This window comes from Pseudomonas sp. LAMO17WK12:I10, assembly GCF_900215185.1.
GTDB classification, from domain to species: Bacteria; Pseudomonadota; Gammaproteobacteria; order Pseudomonadales; family Pseudomonadaceae; genus Aquipseudomonas; species Aquipseudomonas chlororaphis.
The window spans coordinates 247,348-269,470 of sequence record NZ_OBDX01000004.1 but is presented as its reverse complement, the minus strand read 5'-3'; the positions used below and the strand labels follow the sequence as shown (position 1 = coordinate 269,470).

The 22,123-nt window shown below is 63.0% G+C and carries 25 protein-coding genes and 1 riboswitch; of the genes, 5 read left to right on the top strand and 20 right to left on the bottom strand.

The genetic code is table 11. The annotated features are described in order from the left end of the window. Positions 1 to 3: 3 nt before the first annotated feature. Together rmuC and CRO75_RS07375 are read right to left on the bottom strand one after the other, a co-directional pair. Entirely contained in the window at positions 4 to 1,371 is a 1,368-nt protein-coding gene (rmuC, locus tag CRO75_RS07380; protein ID WP_162096439.1) for a DNA recombination protein RmuC, read from the bottom strand. 175 nt (positions 1,372 to 1,546) lie between these two features. Then, a complete protein-coding gene (locus tag CRO75_RS07375; RefSeq protein ID WP_097134869.1) occupies positions 1,547 to 1,870 on the bottom strand; it encodes a hypothetical protein in 324 nt (107 codons plus the stop codon). A 942-nt stretch (positions 1,871 to 2,812) separates the two neighbouring features. On the opposite strand from CRO75_RS07375, the gene CRO75_RS07365 reads away from it, so the two are divergent. The 3 genes from CRO75_RS07365 to CRO75_RS07355 all read left to right on the top strand — a co-directional run bounded on the left by CRO75_RS07365 (position 2,813) and on the right by CRO75_RS07355 (position 5,224). After that, complete coding sequence (locus CRO75_RS07365; protein ID WP_097134868.1) at positions 2,813 to 3,037, top strand: hypothetical protein; 225 nt, start codon at positions 2,813 to 2,815, stop codon at positions 3,035 to 3,037. 272 nt (positions 3,038 to 3,309) lie between these two features. Further along, a complete protein-coding gene (locus CRO75_RS07360; protein WP_097134867.1) occupies positions 3,310 to 3,792 on the top strand; it encodes a hypothetical protein in 483 nt (160 codons plus the stop codon). 145 nt (positions 3,793 to 3,937) lie between these two features. Beyond that, the gene (locus CRO75_RS07355) at positions 3,938 to 5,224 is read left to right on the top strand and encodes an outer membrane protein transport protein (protein ID WP_062824992.1); all 1,287 of its coding nucleotides are present in this window, start codon (positions 3,938 to 3,940) and stop codon (positions 5,222 to 5,224) included. A gap of 73 nt (positions 5,225 to 5,297) precedes the next feature. On the opposite strand, the gene CRO75_RS07350 is transcribed toward CRO75_RS07355, so the two are convergent. The 14 genes from CRO75_RS07350 to cobO all read right to left on the bottom strand — a co-directional run bounded on the left by CRO75_RS07350 (position 5,298) and on the right by cobO (position 16,638). Continuing rightward, positions 5,298 to 5,849, bottom strand: a complete 552-nt coding sequence (locus CRO75_RS07350; RefSeq protein ID WP_009045093.1) for a glutathione peroxidase — start codon at positions 5,847 to 5,849, stop codon at positions 5,298 to 5,300. Between the two features lie 69 nt (positions 5,850 to 5,918). After that, positions 5,919 to 6,041 (bottom strand): hypothetical protein, encoded by a 123-nt coding sequence (locus CRO75_RS33515; RefSeq protein WP_256596197.1) that lies wholly within the window; start codon positions 6,039 to 6,041, stop codon positions 5,919 to 5,921. Next, positions 6,038 to 7,231 carry an MFS transporter gene (locus CRO75_RS07345; protein WP_175510578.1) on the bottom strand — a complete coding sequence of 398 codons (1,194 nt, stop codon included), beginning with the start codon at positions 7,229 to 7,231 and terminating at the stop codon, positions 6,038 to 6,040. Before CRO75_RS07345 ends, CRO75_RS33515 begins: the two co-directional genes overlap by 4 nt. 60 nt (positions 7,232 to 7,291) lie before the next feature. Beyond that, positions 7,292 to 7,696 carry a MarR family transcriptional regulator gene (locus CRO75_RS07340; RefSeq protein ID WP_007927803.1) on the bottom strand — a complete coding sequence of 135 codons (405 nt, stop codon included), beginning with the start codon at positions 7,694 to 7,696 and terminating at the stop codon, positions 7,292 to 7,294. A gap of 82 nt (positions 7,697 to 7,778) precedes the next feature. Continuing rightward, positions 7,779 to 8,510, bottom strand: coding sequence for an adenosylcobinamide-GDP ribazoletransferase (locus CRO75_RS07335; protein WP_097134866.1), 732 nt, complete (start codon positions 8,508 to 8,510; stop codon positions 7,779 to 7,781). A gap of 2 nt (positions 8,511 to 8,512) precedes the next feature. Continuing rightward, on the bottom strand, positions 8,513 to 9,088 hold the full coding sequence (cobC, locus tag CRO75_RS07330; RefSeq protein ID WP_097134865.1) for an alpha-ribazole phosphatase family protein: 576 nt from the start codon (positions 9,086 to 9,088) through the stop codon (positions 8,513 to 8,515). Further along, positions 9,085 to 10,140 carry a nicotinate-nucleotide--dimethylbenzimidazole phosphoribosyltransferase gene (gene cobT, locus CRO75_RS07325; RefSeq protein ID WP_097134864.1) on the bottom strand — a complete coding sequence of 352 codons (1,056 nt, stop codon included), beginning with the start codon at positions 10,138 to 10,140 and terminating at the stop codon, positions 9,085 to 9,087. Before cobT ends, cobC begins: the two co-directional genes overlap by 4 nt. Further along, positions 10,137 to 10,658: a bifunctional adenosylcobinamide kinase/adenosylcobinamide-phosphate guanylyltransferase gene (gene cobU, locus CRO75_RS07320; RefSeq protein WP_097134863.1), complete on the bottom strand. Its 522-nt coding sequence runs from the start codon at positions 10,656 to 10,658 to the stop codon at positions 10,137 to 10,139. The genes cobT and cobU overlap by 4 nt, the downstream gene beginning before the upstream one ends. A 61-nt stretch (positions 10,659 to 10,719) precedes the next feature. Next, positions 10,720 to 12,171: a cobyric acid synthase gene (locus tag CRO75_RS07315; RefSeq protein ID WP_097134862.1), complete on the bottom strand. Its 1,452-nt coding sequence runs from the start codon at positions 12,169 to 12,171 to the stop codon at positions 10,720 to 10,722. Then, positions 12,168 to 13,160, bottom strand: coding sequence for a threonine-phosphate decarboxylase CobD (gene cobD / locus CRO75_RS07310; protein ID WP_009045101.1), 993 nt, complete (start codon positions 13,158 to 13,160; stop codon positions 12,168 to 12,170). Before cobD ends, CRO75_RS07315 begins: the two co-directional genes overlap by 4 nt. Next, entirely contained in the window at positions 13,153 to 14,061 is a 909-nt protein-coding gene (cbiB, locus tag CRO75_RS07305; protein ID WP_097134861.1) for an adenosylcobinamide-phosphate synthase CbiB, read from the bottom strand. The genes cobD and cbiB overlap by 8 nt, the downstream gene beginning before the upstream one ends. Further along, positions 14,058 to 14,708: a 5,6-dimethylbenzimidazole synthase gene (gene bluB / locus CRO75_RS07300; RefSeq protein WP_009045103.1), complete on the bottom strand. Its 651-nt coding sequence runs from the start codon at positions 14,706 to 14,708 to the stop codon at positions 14,058 to 14,060. Before bluB ends, cbiB begins: the two co-directional genes overlap by 4 nt. Then, complete coding sequence (locus CRO75_RS07295; protein WP_097134860.1) at positions 14,705 to 16,030, bottom strand: cobyrinate a,c-diamide synthase; 1,326 nt, start codon at positions 16,028 to 16,030, stop codon at positions 14,705 to 14,707. Before CRO75_RS07295 ends, bluB begins: the two co-directional genes overlap by 4 nt. Next, on the bottom strand, positions 16,027 to 16,638 hold the full coding sequence (gene cobO / locus CRO75_RS07290; RefSeq protein WP_007927786.1) for a cob(I)yrinic acid a,c-diamide adenosyltransferase: 612 nt from the start codon (positions 16,636 to 16,638) through the stop codon (positions 16,027 to 16,029). Before cobO ends, CRO75_RS07295 begins: the two co-directional genes overlap by 4 nt. A gap of 79 nt (positions 16,639 to 16,717) precedes the next feature. After that, a riboswitch (cobalamin riboswitch) is annotated at positions 16,718 to 16,954 on the bottom strand. 163 nt (positions 16,955 to 17,117) lie between these two features. Here cobO and CRO75_RS07285 point away from each other — a divergent pair. Beyond that, the gene (locus tag CRO75_RS07285) at positions 17,118 to 17,699 is read left to right on the top strand and encodes a hypothetical protein (RefSeq protein ID WP_097134859.1); all 582 of its coding nucleotides are present in this window, start codon (positions 17,118 to 17,120) and stop codon (positions 17,697 to 17,699) included. A 72-nt stretch (positions 17,700 to 17,771) separates the two neighbouring features. Then, positions 17,772 to 19,091 carry a sorbosone dehydrogenase family protein gene (locus tag CRO75_RS07280; protein WP_097134858.1) on the top strand — a complete coding sequence of 440 codons (1,320 nt, stop codon included), beginning with the start codon at positions 17,772 to 17,774 and terminating at the stop codon, positions 19,089 to 19,091. 2 nt (positions 19,092 to 19,093) lie between these two features. Here the strand turns inward: CRO75_RS07280 and CRO75_RS07275 are convergent, their stop codons facing one another. From CRO75_RS07275 to hda, 4 genes are all read right to left on the bottom strand, one after another. Beyond that, positions 19,094 to 19,756, bottom strand: a complete 663-nt coding sequence (locus CRO75_RS07275) for a class I SAM-dependent methyltransferase (protein ID WP_007927780.1) — start codon at positions 19,754 to 19,756, stop codon at positions 19,094 to 19,096. A 25-nt stretch (positions 19,757 to 19,781) separates the two neighbouring features. Then, entirely contained in the window at positions 19,782 to 20,315 is a 534-nt protein-coding gene (locus CRO75_RS07270; protein ID WP_007927778.1) for a C40 family peptidase, read from the bottom strand. A gap of 165 nt (positions 20,316 to 20,480) precedes the next feature. Further along, a complete protein-coding gene (locus tag CRO75_RS07265; RefSeq protein ID WP_009045110.1) occupies positions 20,481 to 21,101 on the bottom strand; it encodes an NlpC/P60 family protein in 621 nt (206 codons plus the stop codon). Positions 21,102 to 21,314: 213 nt separating this feature from the next. After that, complete coding sequence (hda, locus tag CRO75_RS07260; protein WP_007898944.1) at positions 21,315 to 22,019, bottom strand: DnaA regulatory inactivator Hda; 705 nt, start codon at positions 22,017 to 22,019, stop codon at positions 21,315 to 21,317. Positions 22,020 to 22,123 lie beyond the last annotated feature (104 nt).

Below are 22,123 nucleotides of genomic sequence, written 5' to 3'. Positions count from 1 at the left end.
GGGTCAATCCGGCAGTTCGAGCAACGCGCCGTCGGCATCGGTCATTGCCCGCTCCAGCAGGTCCGCCGGCAGGCTCTTGCTGGCACGCGCCCCGAGCAGCCGCAGTTGCTCGCTGCGGCTGACCAGGTTGCCACGCCCCTCGGTCAGCTTGTTGCGCGCGGCACTGTAGGCCTTGTCCAACTGCTGCAGGCGATTGCCGACTTCATCCAGATCCTGAATGAACAACACGAACTTGTCGTACAGCCAACCGGCGCGTTCGGCGATTTCCCGGGCGTTCTGGCTCTGCCGCTCCTGCTTCCACAGGCTGTCGATCACTCGCAGGGTAGCCAGCAAGGTGGTCGGGCTGACGATCACGATATTGCGGTCGAAGGCTTCCTGGAACAGGTTGGGCTCGGCCTGCAAGGCGGCGGAAAAAGCCGCCTCGATGGGTACGAAGAGCAACACGAAATCTAGGCTGTGCAAACCTTCCAGACGCTTGTAGTCCTTGCCGGCCAGGCCTTTGACGTGATTGCGCAAGGACAGTACGTGCTGCTTCAGCGCCGCCTGGCCGATCACTTCATCGTCCGCCGCGACAAACTGCTGGTAGGCGGTCAGGCTGACCTTGGAGTCCACCACCACCTGCTTGTCGCCGGGCAACATGATCAGCACGTCGGGCTGGAAACGCTCGCCGTCGGGCCCTTTGAGGCTGACCTGGGTCTGGTACTCACGGCCCTTCTCCAGGCCGGCATGCTCCAGTACCCGCTCGAGAATCAGTTCGCCCCAGTTGCCCTGGGTTTTCTGGCCCTTGAGCGCGCGGGTCAGGTTGGTCGCCTCGTCGCTCAAGCGCAGGTTCAGCTGTTGCAGGCGCTCGAGCTCCTTGCCGAGGGAGAAACGCTCGCGCGCTTCGGCCTGATAACTCTCTTCGACCCGCTTCTCGAAGGACTGGATGCGCTCCTTGAGCGGGTCGAGCAATTGTCCGAGACGCTGCTGGCTATTCTCGGCAAAACGCTGCTCACGCTCGTCGAAGATCTTGCCCGCCAGCTCGGCGAACTGCGCCCGCAGCTCGTCCCGCGAGCCTTGCAGGTCGCTCAGGCGTTGCTGGTGGCTTTCCTGCTGCTCGCGCAACTCTGCATTCAATGATGCGGCCTGGGCATCCAGGCGCCGCAGCTCGGCTTCCTTATTGGCCCGTTCAAGGTTCCAGGCGTGGGCGGCATCACGGGCGTTGTCGCGCTCGATCTGCAACAACTCGACTTCCCGGCGCACCGCCGCCAGATCGGCCTGCTTCACGGCATTGGCCTGGCCCAGGTCGCTGATCTCGTCGCGGCAGGCATCCAGTTGGGCGTTCAAGCCATCCTGTGCCAGCAACGCGGTGGCCAGGCGTTCCTCCAGCAGGGACAGTTCGGTTTGGCGGGAGCTCAGACGGCGTTGCAGTTGCCAGGCGAGCGCCACCAAGGGCAATGCCGCGCCTGCCAGACCGAGCAGTACGCTGGTCAAGTCCATAGCCATAGCCACTCCAGACAGTGAAATAAAGCTTGAAGGTTAACCAAGGGACCGAGGCTTGGACAGCTCAGTCTTCGATCTGGCCAAGCTCCAGCTGGGCGCGGCGATCGCCAGCCCGTGCCGCCTGGCGCAGCAGGTCATGACCAATCCGCCGATCGCGGGCGTTGCCGCATTCGCGGCACATTAGCTGGCCAAGACGACTCTGTGCGGCTACCACCCCTTCCCGGGCAGGCTGCTTGAGCAAACGCCCGGCAAAGTGCTTGACGTTCCGGTTATCACCCAGGCGCGGGCTGTCGAGCAGCCACATGGCCACACGTAACGAAAAACGCTTGGGCTCGGTAACACTGGAAGAGGCAGAGGTAACAGAAGGTGACACTGAGAGAAACTTCATAAAGCACTGTAGGGCAGATCGGAAGGCGCGCCACTCTACTCCTTTTTTCACACGCGTAAAGTCGAAAAAACTCGGCACGCCCGTGCTAGAGCAAGCGCTTGGGACAATCCACAGAAGCTGTGGATAACTCAGTGGACAACCGCCCTACAAGTCTCCGAAAGCCGCATGGGACGGGGCCCGCAGTCAAACTGACGATTTTTTCACCAGTAAAAAAAAACGATGTTTTTCATTGACTTAAATTTTCATCGCAGGCATTGGAGGGCCCGGCAGGTGAGGTGACAGGCCGGTGACAGGCCGCGCAACTATTGTGCACAAGTAACCTTGATCCGGTTATATCGATGCACCTTTTTCGCCCGTTCATGGGAGAACAGCAGCGAAGACCAAAGCTCCAGTAACAACTTTCTGCTCAACTACGGTGGAAAGCCCGACCTGCCTCGTTCACGACCCCGTCCCCTGTGACACTCATAACCATTTTGCCTAACACACTTGCACCAGCTACATCAATCCGTTATCATCCACAGCGTTAGTACCAAGCTGAAAGTCAATTCTGGTCGAACAAGTCCCCCGGTTCAGCTTCCCTGAAGAGAAGTTTCTACCGACTACACGGGATCGACCACCTCGCTGGTTTCCAGGTAAAGCTTTCGCCGACACTGCCTTTGAACACATTGCAAAGGATGTCGCAAAGCCCTTTTTACTCTGACCGAACCAACCTGCAAATTGATCAGGATCTTCACCTGGGGCCCAGAACCTTAACCCCTGCTGTGATTGCCTGCCCTCCTAAGTACCTACCTGCCAGCCCTAGCGCGCACTTGATAAAGCGCTTCCAACTGGCTGCTTTGTTCCAGTCGGGTTCTTCGTTCGACCAATGGTGGTCGGCGTTACTGGAACGTTTTAACGTTGCACGGTTCTTAACCGTGTCATTTGTAGGAACACCCAATAACTATGTCTACTCAAATCCAGACTCAGGATGCCATTCGCACCCTCACCAACGCTTTTGCTCCAATGAACTGCCTGATCATAGCCGCTCGCAAAGGCTGCTTCAGCTTCACCCTGGTCAACGAACACGGTATCGCTCGTCACAGCGAACGCCTGTACCCCGATCAGTATTCCAGCGCCGAGCCGCTGCAAGCGGTGATCGAGCGCACCCGTCAGGCCCTCACCGCCTGAGACGCCAGAGCGCTGAAACCCGAAGCCCCGCCTGAATAGCGGGGCTTTTTATTACCTGTTATTTCGATTTGCCCGTCTTCGGCTAAAGCACCATCCGATATAACGGTTATAACAGGAAGCCGGAAATATTTTAAAAACAGACCTTTACAGCAACGATATGACACTACACTTCAACTCAAGCGGCATGATCCGCTTCCGGCGAGCCTGACCGATCCACCGCTGCCAAGCTCCCCCATCAGGCCTCGCCGGCCACTTCACGCTTCGAGGGCTTTATGGGTATTGCCGCCAGCGAACTGTGCCGCTACGTGATCCGCCCGACCCTGATCTATCTGGGCAACCACAGTCGCACCGCAGAATCATTGCTGCTAGGCATCGCCGCCAGTCAATCCGCCCTCGGCTCCGCCCTGCACGACCGCAGAGGCCACGGCCTCTACCGCATCGCCGAACCCCGTCACCAGGCACTCTGGGACCACTATCTGGCCCTGGACCCGGAACGCGCCAGCCTGGTTCGCGGCCTGGCCAGCCAGCATGCATTCCTCAGCGGGCCGCATCTGGAACTGACCGTCAACCTGCGTTACGCCACCGCCATCGCCTGGCTGCTGGTAGAAGAGCAGAACACCCTGCTCCCCGAGGCCGATGACCTGGTCGGCATGGCTCGTATCTGGAAACAGATCTTCCAACCACAAGGACGTCTGCGGGACTTCGCCGATGCCTGGCAGACCTGTGTTGCGCCACTGAATCAGGTCGCCTGCTGATCGGACTTTTTGCAAGTTCGCGCAAACAAGCGCAATTTTGGTAGGATTGTCCTACAAAACCGCTCTATCTCAAGCCATACAGCCTATAGCGTTGAGGAGGAAATGTTGGTAATTTTCGCTCCGGTGATCACCAGGAGTTCTAATAATGAAAAAAGTAATACTCAAAACCAGTCTTAGCCTTGCCGTTGCCATGGCATCTACCCAACTTTTCGCAAGTGGCTTTGCCCTGAACGAACAAAGCATCAGCGGCATGGGTACTGGTTTCGCCGGTCGATCCTCTGCTGCCGACGATGCAAGCACAGTTTTTGGTAACCCTGCCGGTATGTCGCGCCTGAAACGCCAGCAAGTCACTGGCGGTCTCGCGGCCATTGACGCGTCCACCGATATCAACGACGCCAGCGGTAGCCAGAGAGGGACCAACAAAGGCGATATGGTGCCGTTCACCGCCGTCCCAATGGCCTACTACGTCAAGCCAATCGATGACCAGTGGGCCTTCGGCCTGGGTGTCTACGCCCCGTTCGGTCTGATCACCGACTATGAAAGCGGCTTCCAGGGCCGTAACTTCGGCAGCAAAAGCGAAGTTAAAATCGTCACCTTCCAGCCAACCGTCAGCTATGCCTTCAACGACAAGGTGTCGATCGGTTTCGGCCCGACCATCAACCGTATCTCCGGCACCCTGGAATCCGCGCTGACCACGCCACTGTCGCCTAACGATGGCAATGTCCAGATCAAGGGTGACGATATCGGCTATGGCTACAACATCGGTGTGCTGGTCCAGGCGACCGATACCACTCGCGTGGGCCTGACTTATCACTCGAAGGTCAAGTACAAGCTGGAAGGCCACACCGAAGTCAGCCCAGGCGCCGGTACTCCGGGCGCCCTGCTGCGCGGTGCTCGCTACGACGCCTCGCTGGACATCACCACCCCTGAGTCGGCCGACCTGTCGGTGACCCAGGACCTCAACGATGCCTGGAAACTCTACGCCGGTGCGACCTGGACCCGCTGGAGCCGCCTGAAAGACATCACCGTGCAAAACGAAGGCGTAACCGCCAGCGCCGGCGGTCTCCTGGCCCCGGGCGCCCTCAGTTCCATCAAGGAAGAACAGAACTGGCACGACACCTGGGCCTATGCCATCGGTACCTCCTACCAGCTGAACAAACAGTGGGTGCTGCGTACCGGCCTGACCTTCGACCAGTCGCCAGCCAACAACACCAACCGCTCGCCACGCATTCCTACCGGCGACCGAACCATCTTCAGCCTCGGCGCCGGCTGGAGCCCAACTGAAGACCTGACCATCGACGTGGCTTACTCCTACCTCAAGGAAGAGAAAGTCAAGGTCAACAACAGGAACCAGCAGCTCGGCCAGTCTTACAGCGCCGAGTACGAAAACAGCGCGAACGGCTTCGGCGTGGGTGCAACCTACCGCTTCTAAAGCCTGACGGCCTGAACGAAAAAGCCCCCGCATCCAAGAATGCCGGGGCTTTTTTATTGGCCGCGGATAACACTCAAGGCTTGGATGCCAGCGCCTGCTCCACCGCCTCGATCAATTCAGGACTGTCCGGTTTGGTCAGGCTGGAGAAATTGGCGATCACCTTGCCCTGGCGATCGACCACATACTTGTAGAAATTCCACTTCGGCGCGCTGCTCTGCTCGGCCAGGACCTTGAACAGGTGCACCGCGTCCGGGCCTCGGACCTGCTGCGGCTCGGTCATGGTGAAGGTAACGCCGTAGTTCGCATAACAGACCTTGGCCGTCTCCGCGCCATCCTTGGACTCCTGCTTGAAGTCATTGGACGGCACGCCTACCAGCTCCAGCCCCTGATCCTTGTAACGCTGGTACAACGCCTCGAGCCCCTTGAACTGTGGGGCGAAGCCGCAAAAACTCGCGGTATTGACCACCACCAGCGGCTTGCCGGCAAAGCGTTGGCACAGGTCGATGGATTCCTTGGCGCGCAGCTTGGGCAGCGAGCCCTGCAACAGCGACGGGCATTCGCCCGCCCAGGCCGAACCGGCAAACACCATGAGTACAGCTGGAACAGCAAGCCAGCGCGCCAACATATTCAACTCCTTGAAAGTACCGTCAGAGGGTGAAGCTACTCGCCCGGCGGACGCCCTAGCAAGCGCTTCCTAGCAGACGCCCATGCCCAACTGCATCAGCGCCAGCCCACCCTGGTGCCAGCCCCACCAGGCCACCGCCAACAGCGCGACGACAGCCACCAGACTGACCCAGCGCAAGCCTGTCCGGCTCATGCCGCGCTTGCCTGCAGACGGGCAACCGGACGCTCGCGCACCGGCCAGTTCAGGGCCGCGGCCAGTAGACTGAGGAGAATCGCCACCTGCCAGATCAAGTCATAACTCCCGGTTCGATCGTAGACCACCCCGCCGAGCCAGCCGCCGAGGAACGAGCCCAACTGGTGAAACAGAAACACGATGCCGCCCAGCATGGACAGGTTGCGCACCCCGAACAAGGTGGCCACCGTGCCATTGGTCAGCGGCACCGTCGACAGCCACAGGAAGCCCATGGCCATGCCGAACAGATACGCGCTGAGCTGCGTCACCGGCAGCCAGAGGAACAGGCCGATGACCACCGCGCGCAACAGGTACAGGCCGGTCAACAAGCGCGGCTTGGACATGCGCCCGCCCAGCCAGCCGGCGGTGTAGGTACCGAAGATATTGAACAGGCCGATCAGCGCCAGCACGGTGGTGCCCACCGTGGCCGGCAAGTGCTGGTCCACCAGGTAGGCCGGCAAATGCACGCCGATGAATACCACCTGGAAACCGCAGACAAAAAAGCCGAACGCCAGCAGCCAGAACCCGGAGTGAGAGCAGGCCTCACGCAAGGCCTCGGAGAGGCTCTGTTCATGGCCCAGGCTGGGCAGCGGTTTGTCCTTGAGCATGCTCACCAGCGGCACGATCAATGCCACCAGCAACCCCAGCACCAACAGTGCCGACGACCAGCCGAGCCAGCCGATCAAGCCCAGGGTGCCCGGCAGCATGGCGAACTGACCGAACGAACCGGCCGCACTGGCGACCCCCATGCCCATGCTGCGTTTCTCCGCCGGCAGCGCGCGCCCCACCACGCCGAGAATCACTGAAAACGAGGTCCCCGAAAGCCCGATACCGATCAGCAACCCAGCACTCAACGACAGTGACAGCGGCGAATCGGCCAACCCCATGAACAACAGGCCCACGGCGTACAGCACACCGCCGACCAGCACCACCTTGGCCGCACCGAAGCGGTCGGCCAGGGCCCCAGTGAAGGGCTGGGCCAGGCCCCAGATGAGGTTCTGCAGGGCAATGGCAAAGGCAAACACCTCGCGCCCCCAGCCGAATTCCGCGCTCATGGGCGGCAGAAACAGCCCGAAGCCATGTCTTATCCCCAGGGACAAGGCCAGGATCAGCGCACTCCCGAGAAGAACCCAACCGCTGGTACGCCACATCGAAGTCATTTTATTCTCCATTTACGGGTATATACCCGCTTATCATCGAACGAAAGGCCTTCACGCCAGTTCGTTCAGCAAGGCCAGCAAGGTTTCGCGTTTTTCTGCACCCAGACGGTCGATCAAGCGCTGTTGCGCCGCTTCCCAGGCTGGCAAGGCCGCCAGCAGTCGCTGCTGGCCCTCATCGGTCAGTTGGACGATGCGATTGCGTTGATCCTCGCCTTCGGACAGCCGGACCAGGCCCTCGCCTTCCAGCACCCGCAGGTTACGGCCCAGGGTGCTGCGGTCCAGGCCCATGGCCTCGGCCAGGCTGGAAATGCTCGGTTGGTCCAGGCGCTGCAGGTTGCTCAGCAGGGAATACTGGGCAACGTTGATCCCGAAGCCGTCGAGAGCGCCGTCGTAGAACCTGCTGACGCCACGGGCGGCGCGCCGCAGGTTGGTGCACAGACATTGAGAAGGAAGCATGGTGCGTGTATATACCCGCGATTAACGGAATGCAAGAAATTTGCATAGTTCAGGGCGCGAATAAAACCCGCGCTCCGCCTTTCTAGAACAGCGCCAACCCTACCAGGACTGTCACCTCCAGCAGCTCCAGCAGGGCGCCCGCCGTGTCCCCGGTGGTGCCGCCCAGGCGACGCAGCATCAACTGACGCAAGCCAGCAAACACCAGGCCCGCCAGCAGCAACGCCAACACCGCGCCCCAACCACCGAGCACGACACAGGCCAGCGCGGCAAGCACCAACACCCACTTGCCGGCCAGACGTGGCAGATGATTCGCCAGCGCCTGCCCAAGGCCACCAGGGCGCACATAAGGCGTGCAGAGGAACAATCCCAGCAAGGCGCCACGACCGATCAGCGGCGCCAGCAGCAAGGCAACACCGGCCTGCTGCTCGATCAACGCCACCAGCGCGGCGAACTTGAGCAGCAACACCAGCCCCAGGGTGACCACCGCAATCGGCCCGCTGCGCGGGTCCTTCATGATCTTCAGTGTGCGCTCGCGATCGCCGAAGCCGCCCAGCCAGGCGTCCGCGCTGTCGGCCAGCCCATCCAGATGCAAGGCACCGCTGAGCAGCACCCAGACCGTCAGCAACAACGCCCCATGCAGCAACAGCGGCGCGCCCATCAACAACTGGTTCAGCCCCCACAGCAGCAGCCCGAACAGCAGGCCAATCAACGGGTAGAACAGCAACGACCGGCCCATTTCCTCGGGCGACGGCATGCCCGGCAAACGCACCGGAAAACTGCTGAGAAATTGCAGGGCGATCCAGAATGGCAACACGCTCAGACTCCTTCGCTCAATACCAGGCCAGCCTCGACAGTCAGAGCGAACAAGGCACCGTGAGCGACCTCGACATTCAGCAACTGCTCGCGCGGCAAACCTCGGGCCCGGGCCAGCAACAAGCGCATCACCCCGCCATGGCTGACCAGCAGCACCCGCTCGCCGGCATAACGCTGATGCAGACGTTCGACCGCCCCCAGCACCCGCGCGGAAAACGCCAGCACCGGCTCGCCCTGCGGCGGGGTAAAGGCATAGGGATCGGTCCAGAACCGCCCCAGCGCCTCGGCATCGGTCGCCATCAGCGCCGCCGCGCTCTGCCCTTCCCAGGCACCGAAATGCAGCTCCTGCAGACCCGGGTCCAAGGTCACCGGTAGCGCCAGGCGCGCCCCCAGTTCCTCGGCAAAACGCGCGCAGCGTTGCAAGGGCGAACTCACCAGCCGATCCCAGGGCCCCCGGCCTGCGACAGCAGCACGCATCTGCTGCCATCCGGCATCGGTCAGGGCATCGTCGAGGCTGCCGCGCAGGCCACCACCGAGCTCGGTTTCGCCGTGGCGCAGCAGGTCCAGGCGCAAGGTCATGCCGGACGATCCGCCACGGCCGCTTCGGCGAAAGTCGCCATCTGCCCGTGCAGGTCGCAGGCCAGGCGCAGCAACGGCACCGCCAGCGCCGCGCCGCTGCCCTCGCCCAGGCGCAGGCCGAGGTCCAGCAAAGGCTCGGCCTCGAGGGTTTGCAGGATATGCCGATGCCCCGGCTCGGCCCCACGGTGGCCGAACAGCAACCACGGGCGGCACTCGGGGTTCAGCCGCACCGCCACCAGCGCCGCCACGCTGCAAATGAAACCATCGACCAACACTGTGATGCCTTCATGGGCACAGGCCAGGTACGCCCCAACGAGCGCGGCGATTTCAAAACCGCCAAGGTTGAACAAGGTCTGCAAGGCATCGCCACGCTGGGCGGCATGCAGACTCAAGGCGCGCTCGATCACCTGCGCCTTGTGGCTGACACCCGCCGCATCCAGGCCGGTGCCCGGCCCCACGAGGTGCGCCACCGGAATGTCCAGCAAGGCGCAGGCTACGGCGCTGGCCGCGGTGGTGTTGCCGATACCCATCTCGCCGCCGATAAACAGTTCGCTGCCCTGCTCGACGGCCCGCAGCACACTGTCACGTCCGGCCTGCAGAGCCTGCTCGCCCTGGGCCTGGGTCATGGCCGGCCCCTCGACGAAGCTCCGGGTACCCGCCCCCAGGTTCAAATGCCGCACGCCAGGCAGGTTCAAGCCGGGCGTCACCGTGCCGAGGTCGACCACTTCCAGGCGTGCCCGCAACTGCCGCGCCAACACGCTGATGGCCGCGCCGCCGCTGACGAAGTTGTGCAGCATCTGCCCGGTGACGGCCTGCGGATAAGCCGAAACGCCCTCGGCCACCACCCCGTGGTCGCCGGCGAAAATCGCGATCCACAGTTGCTCCAGGCCAGGCTTGACCCGCCCCTGCAAGCCGGCCAGCTGTACCGCGACCCGCTCCAGTTGCCCCAGCGAACCCGCGGGCTTGGTCAATTGCTGCTGACGCGACCGCGCCGCCTCCAGGGCTTGAGTGTCGAGCGCCTTGCACGGCCGCAGCCACCAGAAGTCATTCATAACGCAGTTCCTTTCAGAGTCAGGGGCAGGCCGGCCACCGTCAGCACTACCCGCTGACAACGCTCGGCCAGGGCTTGATGCAGCCAACCGGCTTCATCGACATAACGGCGAGTCAATTCGCCCAGCGGCACGACACCCATTCCGGTCTCGTTGCTGACAAAAATGATTTCGCCCGGCAGCGACGCCAGGCACTCCAGCAGAGCTTCGCGCTCACTGGCGAGCCGCTGGGCATCCTCCAGCAGCAACAGATTGGTCAGCCACAAGGTCAGGCAATCCACCAGCAGGCAGCGCTCGGCGCTCGCGGCTTCGCGCAGCACCCGCGCCAACTCCAACGGCTCCTCGATCAATGCCCATTGGGCCGGACGCCGTTCGCGGTGATGGGCGATGCGCTGATTCATTTCGCCGTCCAACGCCTGGCTGGTGGCGATATAGGTCACGGCCAGGCCGCTCGTGCCGGCGAGCTTTTCCGCCAGGCGACTCTTGCCGGAACGGGCACCGCCGAGGATCAGTTGCAACATGCTTGGAAACCCTTGAATTGAGGTACAGCCACAGCGGCGCGGCAATGCCGGCGCCGACGCTCTAAAGCCCGCAAAGCTGGCGCAGGTGCTCGGTGTCCAGGTGCCGCTCCACCAGATCGGCCAGGCGCTCGATGTCACGCTCGCGCAGGGCGTGGTAGTCGACCACCTGCACCTCGCGCAAACCCGCCCAGCGCAGCAGCGCACTGCAGGCCGCCGGCGCCTCGAACAAACCGTGCAGGTAGGTGCCGAGAATCTGCCCGTCGTCGCTGCGCGCGCCGTCGCAGCGACCGTCGTCCAGGGTCACGGCGGCCAGTTCCAGCGCTGGCCCCGTCGTGACGCCGGCATGGATCTCATAACCGCTGACCTCGGCCTCCTCCAGCGCCAGACGTCCACGCACATTACGCAGCTGCTTCTCTTGTTCCAGCACCGTCTCGAACGCCAACAACCCCAAACCCGCGCTGGACCCCGGCGCGCCTTCCAGCCCCAGGGGATCGTGCAGCTGCTCGCCGAGCATCTGCAAACCGCCGCAGATGCCCAGCAGCTTGCCGCCGTAGCGCAGGTGCCGGGCGATGGCCGTGTCCCAACCCTGGGCGCGCAGGTACGCCAGGTCGCTGCGCACGCTTTTCGAGCCGGGCAGGATGATCAGGTCGGCCGACGGAATCGCCTGGCCGGGACCGATGAATTGCAGGTCCACCTGGGGGTGCAGGCGCAGCGGGTCGAAGTCGGTGTGATTGCTGATGCGCGGCAAAACCGGCACCCGTACTTTCAGCACCTGCTCGACCTTGTCGGCCTGACGCTGGTCGATACCGTCTTCGGCTTCCAGATGCAGGTCCAGCACATAGGGCAACACGCCGATCACCGGCTTGCCGGTACGCGCTTCGAGCCAGTCGAGGCCCGGTTGCAGCAGGGCGATATCGCCGCGGAAACGGTTGATGATGAAACCTTTGACCCGCGCCTGCTCGCTCGGCGACAACAGCTCCAGGGTGCCCACCAGATGGGCGAAAACCCCGCCACGGTTGATATCGGCGATCAGCACCACCGGGCAGTCCACCGCTTCGGCAAAGCCCATGTTGGCAATGTCGCCGGCCCGCAAGTTGATCTCCGCCGGCGAGCCTGCGCCCTCCACCATCACCACCGGATAGGCCGCACTCAGGCGTTGGTGAGAGGCCAGCACCGCCTGCATGGCGATGGCCTTGTAGTCGTGATAGGCCACCGCGTTCATGGTAGTCACCGCACGGCCGTGAATGATCACCTGGGCCCCGGTGTCGCTGTTGGGCTTGAGCAGCACCGGGTTCATGTCGGTGTGCGGCTCCAGGTGCGCGGCCTGGGCCTGTACTGCCTGGGCCCGGCCGATCTCGCCACCGTCGGCGGTCACCGCGCTGTTGAGGGCCATGTTCTGCGGTTTGAAGGGCACGACGCTGACGCCCTGGCGCGTCAGCCAGCGGCAGAGCGCCGTCACCAGGGTGCTTTTACCGGCGTCGGAAGTGGTGCCCTGCACCATCAGGGTGGTCATGGATGTTCCTTGGCGTAGGCGACGAAGGCCTGTTCGAGACGCGACCAATCGGCTTCGTCGGCCGGCAGGCCAAAACGCAGGCTGCTGTTGTGGGTGAACAGCCGCAGCAGGATGCCCCGGCGCGCCATGAACTCATGCAACAGCTCGGCGCAATCGGTGATTAGCCACTGGAACAGCGCACAGCCACCCTGGGGTTTCAGACCGTGGCGCTCGAGCAACTGCGCCAGGCGCAGGCTCGCCGCTTCGCTGCGCACTCGTTGCCGCTCATGGCCTTGGCTGTCGCGCAGGCACACCTGGCCCAGTACCCGGGTCGGTCCGCTGACGGCCCAGGGACCGACCTGCTCGGCCAGCAGCTTGAGCAGCTTGCGCTCGGCCAGGACGAAGCCCAGGCGCACACCGGCCAGGCCGAAGAACTTGCCGAAGGAACGCAGGACGATCAACCCCACCTGATCGGCCTGGGCCGCCAGGCTCAGCTGGGGAGTGTTGTCCATGAAGGCTTCGTCGACCACCAGCCAGCCACCGCGCTGCGCCAGGCGCGCATGCCAGTCCAGCAGGCGCTCCGGGGTCAGGCTCAAGCCCGTGGGGTTGTTCGGGTTGACCACCACCAGCACGTCCAGGCTGTCGAGGAAAAAGTCCACTTCCTGCTCCAGCACTTCCCGCACGATGTAGCCGCTGCGGCGCCAGGCTTCGGCGTGCTCGGCATAACAGGGCGACAGCACGCCGACCTTGCCGGCGCGGCGCAAACGCGGGAGCAGCTGGATCGCCGCCTGGGAACCGGGCACCGGCAACACATGGGCCGCGCCGTAGTAGTCGCGGGCCGCCTGCTCCAGGCCATCGTCGGTTTCCGGCAGGCGCGCCCAGGCCCGCATCCCGATCTCGGGAATCGGCCATGGCCAGGGTGCCAGGCCGCTGGACAGGTCCAGCCAGTCGGCCTCGGCGATGCCGTATTGCTCGGCCGCCTTGCGCAGGCGGCCACCGTGCTCAAGCATAGAACTCAGCTCCCACGCAGAGAATCAGCAGCCATAACCAGACCCCGCGCTGCACCAGTTGCCAGCCGCGATCGATGGACGAGGCATCGGCCGCCACGCCCTCGCCCAGCTGCGGGCGCCGGTGCAGCTCGCCGTGATAGATCGCCGCGCCGCCCAGCTCGACCCCCAGGGCCCCGGCCCCGGCCGCCATCACCGGCCCGGCGTTCGGGCTGTCCCAGGTCGGCCCCTGGCGGCGCCAGCATTTCAGCGCCAGGCGGGTCTTGCCCAGCAACGCGTAAGTCAGGGCTACCAGGCGGGCCGGAATGTAGTTGAGCAGGTCGTCGATCTTCGCCGCCGCCCAGCCGAAACGCTCGAAGCGCTCATTACGATAGCCCCACATCGCATCCAGGGTATTGCTCAGGCGATAGAGCACCACGCCCGGCGCACCGGCCACGGCAAACCAGAACAAGGCGGCGAACACCGCGTCGCTGCCGTTTTCCAGCACCGACTCGGTGGCGGCGCGGGCGACTTCGGTGGCATCCAGCTCGCTGGTCTGCCGGCTCACCAGATAACCGACCCGCTGCCGCGCCTGGTCCAGGTCGTCGCTGCGCAAAGCCTGGGCCACCGGCTCGACATGCTCGCCGAGGCTGCGCAGGCCAAGGGCGCAATACAGCGCCAGGATCTCGAACAACCAGCCGATGTAGGGCAGCCAGGAAAACAGGGTTGCCAGCAGGGTCAGCGGCAGCACCGCGATGACCCAGGCGGTGACGCCATGACTGCGCCAGCCGCGACCGCCGGAGTTGAAGCGTTGCTCGATGCGATCGGCAAAACGGCCGAACGCCACCAGCGGATGCCAGCGCTTGGGTTCGCCCAGCAACGCATCCAGCGCCACCCCGGCGACACTCAGCAACGCCACACTCATTGACTCACTCCCCAGTAATTTTCATACAGCAATTCACTCAGCGGACGCTCCCGCGCCCAGCCTTCGAGCACCAGCATCGGCGCCGGGTAAAACTCGCCCACCGGGCCCAGGCACAGCACCGCCAGTGGCTTGGCCCCGGCCGGCAGGCCCAGCAACTGGGCCAAGGCAGCGGGCTCGAACAACGACACCCAGCCCATGCCCAGCCCTTCGGCCCGGGCCGCCAGCCACAGGTTCTGAATCGCGCAGGAGAGCGAGGCCAGGTCCATTTCCGGCAGGGTGCGCCGGCCGAAAATATGTCGTTCACGGTCGTCCATCAGCGCTGCCACCAGGACCTCGGCGCAGTCGTTGATGCCTTCGACCTTGAGCTTCATGAACTCATCGGAACGTTCGCCCAGGGCCTCGGCGGTGCGTACCCGCTCCTCTTCCACCAGTTGCTGGATTTGCCCGCGCAACGACCGGTCACTGATACGGATAAACCGCCAGGGCTGCATCAGGCCGACGCTGGGCGCCTGGTGCGCCGCCTCCAGCAGGCGACGCAAGACCTGCGGCTCGACCGTGCCACCGACGAAGTGGCGCATGTCACGACGCTCGGCGATCGCGCGATAGACCGCGTCGCGTTCGGCCGCGGAAAAGGCGTTGTCGCTCATGGGCGCCGCGCGAGCACGCTCGCTCCTGCCGGCGCCAGCAGGGCTGCCACCGCTTCGGGGTTGGACGGAAAATAGAAATGCACATAAGAGGCGGTCATCCGCCCTTCGCGGTAAACCGCTTCCGCGCCGCGCCCGCCATTCGGGCTCAGGCCCCGGGCGATCGGCGCAAGCTCGGTGCTGGTCAACGAATGGTGGTAGGTATGCCCGCGCAACGAGCCTTCCGGCAACTCCACCGCCTGCAAGGCCAGGGCCGCCAGGCGCTTTTGCATCACCGCGTCGCCGGGCAACAGGCCCAGCAGTTCGGCGCGCTCGCCGTCAACGTCGGTCAGGGAGTCCAGCAGATACAACATGCCGCCACACTCGGCGAGCAAGGGTTTGCCGGCGGCGTGATGCGCGCGGATCGCCCTGAGCATCGAGCTATTCGCCGCCAGCGCCCGGTGATGCAACTCCGGGTAACCGCCCGGCAGGTACAGGCTGTCTGCCTCAGGCAGTACCGCGTCATGGATCGGCGAGAAAAAGACCAGCTCGGCGCCCATGGCCCGCAGCAGATCCAGGCTCGCGCCATAGGTAAAGGCAAAGGCTTCGTCGCGGGCCACGGCAATGCGCACGCCGGCCAACAGCGGCTCAACGGCAACTGTCTGAGGAGCGGTGAACACCACCGCGGGCGGCAAGGCCACTTCGCAGCTGTCCGCCAGGGCGGCGGCCGCGGCGTCGAGACGCAGATCCAGATCGTTGAGTTCACTGGCCTGCACCAACCCCAGATGGCGGCTGGGCAGTTCGATGCCGGTCTCCCGGGACAGCGCGCCGTACCAGCGCAGGCCTTCGGTCAGGCTGCCTTCGAGCAACTGCGCATGCCGCAGGGTGCCGACGCGGTTGGCCAGCACGCCGGCGAACGGTAAATCCGGCTGATAACGCGCTAGCCCCAGCGCCAGGGCGCCGAAGGTCTGGGCCATGGCCGTGCCATCGATCACCGCGAGCACCGACACCCCGAAATGCCGCGCCAGATCGGCGCTGGACGGCGTGCCGTCGAACAGCCCCATCACGCCTTCAATCAGGATCAGGTCCGCCTCGCCGGCGGCCTCCCACAACAGGCGGCGGCTTTCCTGCTCGCCGACCATCCACATGTCCAGTTGATACACCGGCGCACCGCTGGCGCGCTCGAGGATCATCGGGTCGAGAAAGTCCGGGCCGCACTTGAACACGCGTACCTTGCGCCCCTGATTGCGATGCAGGCGGGCGAGCGCGGCGGTCACGGTGGTCTTGCCCTGACCGGAAGCCGGCGCGGCAATCAATACCGCCGGGCAATGACGGGCATCACTCACAGTTCGACGCCTTTTTGCGCTTTGATCCCGGCCTGGAACGCATGCTTGACCATGCCCATTTCGGTGACGGTGTCGGCCAGCTCGATCATCTCTGGCTTGGCGCCACGTCCGGTGACCACCACATGCTGCATCGGCGGCCGCGCCTGCAGGTCGCTGAGCACCTGATCCAGGTCCAGATAGCCGTGCTTGAGGGCGATGTTCAGCTCATCGAGCACCACCAGGCCAATCGTCGGATCGCTCAGCAGTTCGCGGGAAACCGCCCAGGCCGCTTCGGCCGCGGCAATGTCGCGCTGGCGGTCCTGGGTTTCCCAGGTGAAACCTTCGCCCATGACATGGAAACGCACCTGCTCCGGGAAACGCCGGAAGAACAATTCCTCGCCAGTGCTGTTGCGGCCCTTGATGAACTGCACCACGCCGCATTGCATGCCATGGCCCATGGCCCGCGCGAGCATGCCGAAGGCCGAGCTGCTTTTGCCTTTGCCGTTGCCGGTCAGCACCAGCAGCAAGCCGCACTCGTTTGGCGAGTTGGCAATGCGTTCATCGATCACGGCTTTTTTGCGCAACATGCGCGCCAGATGGCGTTCGTCACGATCGGGGGATTCAGTCATGGGGCAGCTCTCCGTTGGGGCTGGATAACGGGGGGCAGGAATAGGAATAGACGGCGCAAGCCTGGCATCGCCCACCGTGATGCCGTTGGATGGATCAGGCCGGTCTCCGGGCTTGTGAGTGGCTGGGATGCCCAACTGCGCGCCTTCCCATGTCGACAGTCGACACAGTGGCATCAGGCGCAGTCTTGACTCACTTACCGTTGCGGGGGCAGCGCCGGAATTGTCGTGCGTGCGCCTTCGGCACGCGTACTCACCGGCTTCCCTGTTTCACTCTGTCGACCTGTGGCCACAGAGCACCTGAAACAAGTCGCGAAGGTTAGAGGGTTGGGGGTGGAGCGTCAATTAAAGCCCCGCAGATCGGCGAATGCTGCATATCGGAAAAATGACGCCAATCTTGTGCCACACTCAGCGCAGCGATATCAAATAGCCATAATCGCGTTAAAAAACTCCAACATCTCAACAATAATAGGAAAAGTCCGATGCAAGGCATGATCATCAGCAATCCGAAACTGGAATTCCTGCGCCCTGCCCTGGAACGCTGGTTCGATTGCATCGACCGCTACAACGCCGTGCGCGGCGATAACGAAAGCCCGTACTGGTTCGACGAAAAAGCCAACCTGGGAATGCTCTCGGCGGCAGCCTGGATGGCGGAGATGGTCACCCTGGAACACGCACCGAGCAAAAAACAGCTCGAGGACGGCGACCGCAATGGCCGCACCGACCTGTACATCGCCACGCAGGAGGAACGCGTCTATATCCAGACCACCCAGCGCTGGCCCCGGGTCAACAGCCTGCACCTGACCCAACCGTTGCTGGATGCCGCCAGCGACGCGAAAAAAGCCAGCTACCCCAGCGACCTGAAGCTCGGCTGCCTGTTCATCACGCCCCAGAAAACCCAGCACAGCGCCACCCCGGAAGAACTGCAGGACATAGTTGACGACCTGCAAAAGGAACATTGCTGCGCCGTGGCCTGGTACTTCCCCTACGCGTACCGCAAATTGCGCAATGAAGCCGGCAACTATCACCCCGGCGTTGCCGTGCTGTTCAAGGAAGCGCGCTGAACGGGTTGAACCATCGCTGACCTGTGCTTCTCTATGACTACACCGACGTCGTGCATACATAGGGAAATCAGCATGTTCAAGCCTCGATACGCAATCCTTATCGCCGTCGCCGCAGGCCTTGGTGCCTGTGGCGAAACCTCCACCCTCCAGGTCTCCGACGGCACCGGCCCCTCGCCGAAACTGCCCGAACCGAACAAGACCCTGTTCCCGACCGTAAACATCGCGCCCGCGATCGGCTGGCCGCAAGGCGCCACACCGGTGGCCGCCGCCGGCACCCAGGTCGCTGCATTCGCCGAAGGCCTGGACCATCCGCGCTGGTTGTACGTACTGCCCAACGGCGACGTACTGGTGGCGGAGACCAACGCCCCGCCCTCCCCCGATGACAGCAAAGGTATTCGTGGCTGGATAGCCAGCAAGATCATGAGCCGCGCCGGGGCCGGCGTGCCCAGCCCGAACCGCATTACCCTGCTGCGGGACAAGGATCACGATGGCGTGGCGGAAACCCGCACGGCATTCCTGGAAAACCTCAACTCGCCGTTCGGCATGACCCTGGTGGGCAACGACCTGTACGTCGCCGATACCGATCGCCTGCTGCGCTTCCCCTACAAGGACGGCGACACCAGGATCAGCGCCCAGCCGACCAAAGTGGTGGACCTGCCTGGCGGCAAGCTGAACCACCACTGGACCAAAAACGTGATTGCCAGCAAAGACGGCAGCAAGCTGTACGTCACGGTCGGTTCCAACAGCAACGTCGGCGAAAACGGCATGGACCAGGAAAAAGGCCGTGCCGCCATCTGGGAAGTCGACCGCGCCACCGGCAAGCAACGGATTTTCGCCTCTGGCCTGCGCAACCCCAACGGCATGGCCTGGGAGCCGCAAAGTGGCCAGTTGTGGACCGCGGTCAACGAGCGCGACGAGATCGGCAGCGACCTGGTGCCGGACTACATCACCTCGGTCAAGGACGGCGCCTTCTATGGCTGGCCATTCAGCTATTACGGCCAGCATGTGGACGTGCGAGTCACTCCGCAGAACCCGGACCTGGTGGCCAAGGCCATCGCCCCGGATTATGCCGTCGGCCCGCATACCGCCTCCCTGGGCCTGACCTTCGCCGAAGGCAGCAAGCTGCTGGCGCCGTTCACCCAAGGCGTGTTCATCGGCCAGCACGGCTCGTGGAACCGCAAGCCCCACAGCGGCTACAAAGTGATCTTCGTACCCTTCGCCAACGGCAAGCCGGTAGGCCAACCGGTGGACGTGCTGACCGGTTTCCTCAACGCCGACGAGAAAGCCATGGGTCGCCCGGTCGGCGTAGTGATCGACAAACAAGGGGATCTGTTGGTGGCCGATGATGTCGGCAACAAAGTCTGGCGCGTGTCAGCAGCCAAGGCGCAATAGGTTCAACGCTTGCGGCACAGGGTCAAGCCGTCCCCTAGGGGCAGCAGCGACAGGTCGACACGCGGGTCATCCTTCAAGGCGCGATTGAGTGCCTGGATGGCCCGGGTGTCTTCGCTCTGGGGATTTTCCTCCAACACCCGACCGCTCCACAGCGTGTTATCGAACACCGCCAGCCCGCCCACGCGCAGCAGGCGCAGGGCACTTTCCAGATAAGCCGGGTAATTGGCCTTGTCGGCGTCGATGAAGACCAGGTCGAAACCACCCTCGCCCTCCTCCTGCTCGATCCTGGCTAAGGTCTCCAGGGCCGGTGCCAGGCGTAACTCGATCCGTCCGGCGACACCTGCTTCCTGCCAGTAGCGGCGCGCGGTGGCGTTGTAGTCGCCCGGGATGTCACAGCAGATCAGTTGACCATCCTCCGGCAAGGCCGCGGCCATGGACAAGGCGCTGTAGCCGGTGAAGGTCCCCACTTCCAGCACACGCCGGGCACCGATCAGCTTGATCAGCAACGCCAGGAACTGCCCCTGCTCGGGTGCCACCTGCCAGCGCGCCATGGGCAGCGCCTGGGTTTCGTCACGCAGACGGCGCAGCAGCGGCGTTTCGCGCAGGGAAACGTCGAGCAGGTAGTGATAGAGGGCGTCGTCGAGGTTGAGGGTACGAGCGGTCATGGCAACCTCGACACAAAGATAGGACCTAAGGGTTGTGCGCCAGATGCTCTGGCTGCAGCACGCGCTTGGCGCTCAGGTAGGCTTTTTGCCAATAGGCCTTGGACAGACTGTCCAGCTTCACCGTGCCACCGGTGGCCGGCGCATGGACGAAGCGGCCTTCGCCGACATAGATGCCCGCGTGGCTGACCTGGGAACCGCCATTGGTGGCAAAAAATATCAGGTCGCCGGTCTGCAAGGCATTCTTGCCGACATTCGGTGCCCGCATGCCGATCATTTCGCGGGTCGAGCGCGGCAGCGAGATACCGGCGGCGTCGCGATAGACATAGCCGATCAGGCCACTGCAATCGAAACCGGAGTCCGGCGTGTTGCCGCCCCAGCGATAAGGCGTGCCCACCAGGCCCAACGCACGAAACAGCACATCTTCGGCAGCCGGCGAGAAGGTCTGGGGAGTGTTGAATACGGGGGCACGTACCACAGGCGCGGGTGGCGGGGTACGACTGGCGCACGCGCTGAGCAGCGCGGCGAGAACGATCAATGCAAGGCGGGCCGACGTCGACATATGCAGAACAATCCTGATCTGGATGCGGCTTTCTCTGCCGTGAGGCCGAAAACAAAACCGCGTAAGCAGGGCTTACGCGGTTAGTTTTCAACAATAGATCAGGATTCTAGCGTCTACGCGCCAAACTTCAAGTAAGACTTTAACTTCACCTTACAAAAAGTCAGCTTACTTGCGTGCGGTGACCACAGTCGGCGCCATGGCGAGGGCGCGCTTGGCTTCGATGAAGGTCTTGCTCCAGTAGCTGTCGCCCAGGCTGTCCACCCGCACGCCACCGCTGCGGCGGCTGCTGGAGTGGATGAACTGGTCATCGCCCAGGTAGATGCCAGCGTGGCTTACGCGACCGCGGCGACCATTGGTGGCAAAGAACAACAGATCGCCCGGCTGCAGCTTGTTACGCGCAACCAGCGGAGCATCAACGTTGATCATTTCACGGGTGGAGCGCGGCAGATTCATGCCGGCTTCTTCACGGAACAGGTAGCCGATGAAACCGCTGCAATCGAAACCGGCTTCGGAGGTACCACCGAAACGGTAACGGGTACCGATCAGGGACATGCCACGTTCGAGAATACTGTCAGCCAGCACTGGCAACTGGTAAGGCTTGTTGTCAGCAAACTCGGCGAGTTCTTTTTCGGTTGCCAGCTCTTCCTGGAAAATAGCGGAAGACTGGGCTTTTGAAGAGTTTTGAACCTGTTGCTGCTCTTGCTGGCTCACCGGAGAGTGGGTGGCGCAACCAAACAACAGGGTAACGAGTGCAAGAGGCACGAGGGGTGCGAAGCGCTTCAGCATGGGCACGACCGTGGCTTAAAGTTATAAAGAAGCCGCGACTATGCCTTCTATCGCTCTAATTTGCAAATTCAATCGATTGAAATGTGACTTATCGGTTTCTACTCAACATCTAAGGCCTTAAGCCCATTTTAAACGCACGCGCCTCTGGAACCACTTCCGGATGCGGGTTTCTGGCGCCTGAAATATGCCAAAAAGCCACTACCGCCCACGGTTTTACCAGCCCAGGGTTTCTTTGAGAAAGGGAATGGTCAGCTTGCGCTGAGCCTGCAAGGACGCCTGATCGAGGCGCTCCAGCAGCTCGAACAAGGCGCTCATGCTGCGGGTACCGCGCGTCAGGATAAAGTGCCCGACTTCGTCGGTCAGGTGCAGCCCGCGACGCGAGGCGCGCAACTGCAATGCACGCAATTTGTCTTCATCGGAGAGCGGGCGCATCTGGAAGATCAGCGCCAGGGTCAGGCGGGATTTGAGGTCCGCCAGCTTCACCGGCAGCTCCCGGGGGGAGGTCGAAGCCGCGATCAAGAGGCGCCGACCGCTGTCACGCAAGCGGTTGAACAGATGAAACAGCGCCTCTTCCCAGTCAGCCTTGCCCGCCACCGCTTGCAAGTCGTCCAGGCAGACCAGTTCGTACTGTTCCAGGTTGTCGAGGATTTCGATGCCGCGATCCAGCAATTCCGCCAGGGGCAAATAGACCGCTGGCTCTCCCAACTGCTCGAACCGCAGGCAGGCCGCCTGCAGCAAGTGCGTACGCCCTACCCCATCCTTGCCCCAGAGGTAGATCAGGCTTTCGGTCCAGCCGGCGTCGGCTTCGCAAAGCCGCTCGACATAGCCGAGTGCAGCGGCATTGGCGCCTGGGTAGTAGTTGATGAAGGTGGCGTCATCACGCAGACGCACACCTAGGGGCAGCTGAATCGGTTTCATGCTGACTGAACAGTTCCAAACGAACCGTTAGTGGCCTCTGTGTAAAGTTTGCAAAGTTTATACCCGTGACGCCGGGCGCACAATGTAGCAGACCACAAGCAAAA

Bases quoted from the DNA above. Each gene is read 5' to 3' on its own strand.
- CRO75_RS07375 (WP_097134869.1), bottom strand. From the start codon at position 1,870: ATGAAGTTTCTCTCAGTGTCACCTTCTGTTACCTCTGCCTCTTCCAGT.
- CRO75_RS07270 (WP_007927778.1), bottom strand. From the start codon at position 20,315: ATGTCGACGTCGGCCCGCCTTGCATTGATCGTTCTCGCCGCGCTGCTC.
- CRO75_RS07280 (WP_097134858.1), top strand. From the start codon at position 17,772: ATGTTCAAGCCTCGATACGCAATCCTTATCGCCGTCGCCGCAGGCCTT.
- CRO75_RS07340 (WP_007927803.1), bottom strand. From the start codon at position 7,696: ATGCTTCCTTCTCAATGTCTGTGCACCAACCTGCGGCGCGCCGCCCGT.
- cbiB (WP_097134861.1), bottom strand. From the start codon at position 14,061: ATGAGTGTGGCGTTGCTGAGTGTCGCCGGGGTGGCGCTGGATGCGTTG.
- CRO75_RS07275 (WP_007927780.1), bottom strand. From the start codon at position 19,756: ATGACCGCTCGTACCCTCAACCTCGACGACGCCCTCTATCACTACCTG.
- cobU (WP_097134863.1), bottom strand. From the start codon at position 10,658: ATGTTGCAACTGATCCTCGGCGGTGCCCGTTCCGGCAAGAGTCGCCTG.
- CRO75_RS07350 (WP_009045093.1), bottom strand. From the start codon at position 5,849: ATGTTGGCGCGCTGGCTTGCTGTTCCAGCTGTACTCATGGTGTTTGCC.
- CRO75_RS07345 (WP_175510578.1), bottom strand. From the start codon at position 7,231: ATGTGGCGTACCAGCGGTTGGGTTCTTCTCGGGAGTGCGCTGATCCTG.
- CRO75_RS07265 (WP_009045110.1), bottom strand. From the start codon at position 21,101: ATGCTGAAGCGCTTCGCACCCCTCGTGCCTCTTGCACTCGTTACCCTG.
- CRO75_RS07315 (WP_097134862.1), bottom strand. From the start codon at position 12,171: ATGACCACCCTGATGGTGCAGGGCACCACTTCCGACGCCGGTAAAAGC.
- bluB (WP_009045103.1), bottom strand. From the start codon at position 14,708: ATGAGCGACAACGCCTTTTCCGCGGCCGAACGCGACGCGGTCTATCGC.
- CRO75_RS07285 (WP_097134859.1), top strand. From the start codon at position 17,118: ATGCAAGGCATGATCATCAGCAATCCGAAACTGGAATTCCTGCGCCCT.
- cobT (WP_097134864.1), bottom strand. From the start codon at position 10,140: ATGAATGACTTCTGGTGGCTGCGGCCGTGCAAGGCGCTCGACACTCAA.
- cobC (WP_097134865.1), bottom strand. From the start codon at position 9,088: ATGACCTTGCGCCTGGACCTGCTGCGCCACGGCGAAACCGAGCTCGGT.
- CRO75_RS07360 (WP_097134867.1), top strand. From the start codon at position 3,310: ATGGGTATTGCCGCCAGCGAACTGTGCCGCTACGTGATCCGCCCGACC.
- hda (WP_007898944.1), bottom strand. From the start codon at position 22,019: ATGAAACCGATTCAGCTGCCCCTAGGTGTGCGTCTGCGTGATGACGCC.
- cobO (WP_007927786.1), bottom strand. From the start codon at position 16,638: ATGACTGAATCCCCCGATCGTGACGAACGCCATCTGGCGCGCATGTTG.
- CRO75_RS07365 (WP_097134868.1), top strand. From the start codon at position 2,813: ATGTCTACTCAAATCCAGACTCAGGATGCCATTCGCACCCTCACCAAC.
- cobD (WP_009045101.1), bottom strand. From the start codon at position 13,160: ATGCTTGAGCACGGTGGCCGCCTGCGCAAGGCGGCCGAGCAATACGGC.
- CRO75_RS33515 (WP_256596197.1), bottom strand. From the start codon at position 6,041: ATGAGCCGGACAGGCTTGCGCTGGGTCAGTCTGGTGGCTGTCGTCGCG.
- CRO75_RS07355 (WP_062824992.1), top strand. From the start codon at position 3,938: ATGAAAAAAGTAATACTCAAAACCAGTCTTAGCCTTGCCGTTGCCATG.